The organism is Microcystis sp. T1-4, assembly GCF_000297435.1.
GTDB lineage: Bacteria > Cyanobacteriota > Cyanobacteriia > Cyanobacteriales > Microcystaceae > Microcystis.
In genome coordinates, this window is the sequence record NZ_CAIP01000018.1 from 1 (window position 1) to 2,692 (window position 2,692).

Below are 2,692 nucleotides of genomic sequence, written 5' to 3' on the forward strand. Positions count from 1 at the left end.
CTTAATAATTAACTAGCTAATTGTCTCGCCAAAAAGACTTGAGCTAATCACCAAGCAAAAGGGAAACTATGGGGGAGATGCTATGGAGGTTAGCGGACTCGAACCGCTGACATCCTGCTTGCAAAGCAGGCGCTCTACCAACTGAGCTAAACCCCCGATCTGGTTTTTGAGACACTTTCGTTATTATAACCTATAGTGAAAAATATTACAAGTTAATTTTTCCCTTGCCTGCCATGTCTTATCTAGTCGCCACTTTTTACCAGTTTGTGGCTTTGTCAGATTATCGTCAAAAACAGCCAGAAATACAAAAATACTGCCAAGAAAGAGGAATTAAAGGAACTATTCTTCTGGCAGCCGAGGGAATTAACGCAACGATCGCTGGGAACCGTCAAGCGATCGCCGAGGTGATTAGTTGGTTAAAAACCGATACTCGTTTAGCTCATCTAGAGGTGAAAGAGTCTGTTTGTGATTATTTGCCCTTTCAACGCTTAAAAATTCGCTTAAAAAAGGAAATTGTAACTTTCGGTCAACCCAAGGCTAATCCTCTCGAAAAAACAGGAATTCATCTCAAAGCTGAACAGTGGAACCAATTACTGAAAGAGCCGGACGTGGTAGTGATCGATACTCGGAATAATTATGAAGTGGCGATCGGTACTTTTGCAGGAGCGCTTAACCCAGAAATCCGGCATTTTCGCCAATTTCCTGAGTATATTCACGACAATTTTGATAGTATTAACAATAAAAAAATAGCTCTTTTTTGTACGGGAGGAATTCGCTGTGAAAAGGCAGCAGCTTTTTTATTAAATCAAGGCTTTTCTCAAGTTTATCAGCTAGAGGGAGGTATTTTGAAATACTTAGACGAAGTTAGTCCCGATCAGAGTCTTTGGCAAGGAGAATGTTTTGTTTTCGATCAAAGAGTGGCCCTAACAGCTAATTTAGAGGTAGGACATTATGAAATGTGTCCCGCTTGCGGTCATCCCATCGATGAAAAAGATCAACAATCCCCCAATTACCGAGCGGGAATATCTTGTCCCTATTGTAGTTGATTTTATCATATCGTCCCACTCCCCTCCCCCTACTTTTCTAGGTTCTGGTTACTGTTTTTTGCGGATTTGTGTACCAGAAATCATGTCATGAAGGGCGCGTTTTTTCTTTGTCCAGGCTGCCAGTAAAAAGCCCAAATATAAGGGAGCAGTGGAGATAAATTTTAGTAAGTAGCGGCGATTGGCTCTTGCAAAAGATATGCGTCGGCCTTGGCTATCGGTGACGGATAAATCAAAAAACATTTTACCAATAGTGGCTTTAAAAAGATATTCTAAGAAAACATAATATAACCATTTAATAACTATTCCTAAACCAAGAGCGGTCAGGATGGCAATATGTTCGTGAGTAAAGTTAATTTTGGCTTGAATATTATAGATAATTGCTGCTATAAATAAGGCAAAACCGATAATTGTTGTTCCAGCTGCACTTAATCCCGCGGCATAATAAACCCAGATTTCTTTGGGAATATCAAAATTAAGATTTAAATCTTGAAAAGTTGCCCATTGTTGTAAGCGAAAACAGATGTAACCACCCAATAAAGCGGCGATAATAATAACGATAAAAGAATCAATTAAAGAAGCTTTTAAACGGAGCCAAAACCCAGCATAACTGGAAGAAAGTAAATCGGGAATAGATACAGAATTCCGAATAAGAATAACTTGAGTTTTTTCGGGAGGAGAATTTTTAGTTTTTTTGTTTTGCTGGGGATTAGCTTTAATATCGGTAATAATTTTTAGCAAAGTTTTGGTGTCTTTAGGTCGATCAATAGGCTTTTCTGCCATTAAATTATCGATAAAATCTGCTAATCTAGAAGGGATATTTGGGGCATATTTACGCCAGTTAAATTCATTGGTATTGATATTATAAATTTTGGGGTCACTGGGTTCTTTACCGGTTAACAAAAAGACGAAAGTTTTGCCCAAAGCATAAAAGTCTGATTGGGGAACAGAGTGACCACGAGATTGTTCAGGAGGAGCATATCCAGGGGTGTAAATTCCTGTATTTTTGCCTCCTGCTAGGACGGTTTTAGTCACCTGTCGCGCCGCTCCAAAATCAATTAAAACTAATTGACCATCGGGTTTTAAAATAATATTAGAGGGTTTGATGTCGCGATGATAGAATTTATGTTTATGAACCTCGTGGAGAATATTAGCTAACTGAGTTAACCAATCCAAAGCGAGATGATAATCAATCGGTTTAAATCCTCTTTGTTTTTGATGTTCTTCTAAGTCAATACCAGCAATTTTCTCCATAACTAAACAGTGTAAAGCAGTTTGACTCTCCCGGGGATGATAAATAAAATAGTTTTCTCCTTTGGGAATACCGGGGTGATTTAATTGTTTTAAAAGATTGGCTTCCTGTTGAAATAAATCAATAGCTTTGCTGGAATCGTAGGTAAGAACTTTTAATACTTTGGTTATTTTATGTTCATCTATCACTTCATAGGTATTACCAAATCCACCTTTGGCACTCAATAAATTTGTGACTCGATATTTACCATTTAAAAGCAAGTCGGAACCACAGGATTGACAGTAACGACTCTCCTTGATACTTTTCGGTTTAGGACAATGGGGATTAATACAAAAACTCATAGATTTTATTGGTAGAGTACAAAATAAACTTGATGATGACAATATTACCAGATATA

At 37.8% G+C, this 2,692-nt stretch carries 2 protein-coding genes and 1 tRNA gene; 1 reads left to right on the forward strand and 2 read right to left on the reverse strand.

Annotation, left to right across the window (positions count from 1 at the left end):
• Nucleotides 1-83: 83 nt before the first annotated feature.
• Nucleotides 84-156: transfer RNA gene (locus MICAI_RS00725), tRNA-Ala, on the reverse strand.
• Between the two features lie 77 nt (nt 157-233).
• Between MICAI_RS00725 and MICAI_RS00730 the strand changes: the two genes are divergently transcribed.
• On the forward strand, nt 234-1,046 hold the full coding sequence (locus MICAI_RS00730; RefSeq protein ID WP_008196325.1) for an oxygen-dependent tRNA uridine(34) hydroxylase TrhO: 813 nt from the start codon (nt 234-236) through the stop codon (nt 1,044-1,046).
• Nucleotides 1,047-1,094: 48 nt separating this feature from the next.
• On the opposite strand, the gene MICAI_RS00735 is transcribed toward MICAI_RS00730, so the two are convergent.
• Complete coding sequence (locus tag MICAI_RS00735; protein WP_008196328.1) at nt 1,095-2,636, reverse strand: protein kinase domain-containing protein; 1,542 nt, start codon at nt 2,634-2,636, stop codon at nt 1,095-1,097.
• Nucleotides 2,637-2,692: the final 56 nt, after the last annotated feature.

Excerpts from the sequence above, each read along its gene's own strand:
- MICAI_RS00730 (WP_008196325.1), top strand. The coding sequence starts at position 234 with ATGTCTTATCTAGTCGCCACTTTTTACCAGTTTGTGGCTTTGTCAGAT.
- MICAI_RS00735 (WP_008196328.1), bottom strand. The coding sequence starts at position 2,636 with ATGAGTTTTTGTATTAATCCCCATTGTCCTAAACCGAAAAGTATCAAG.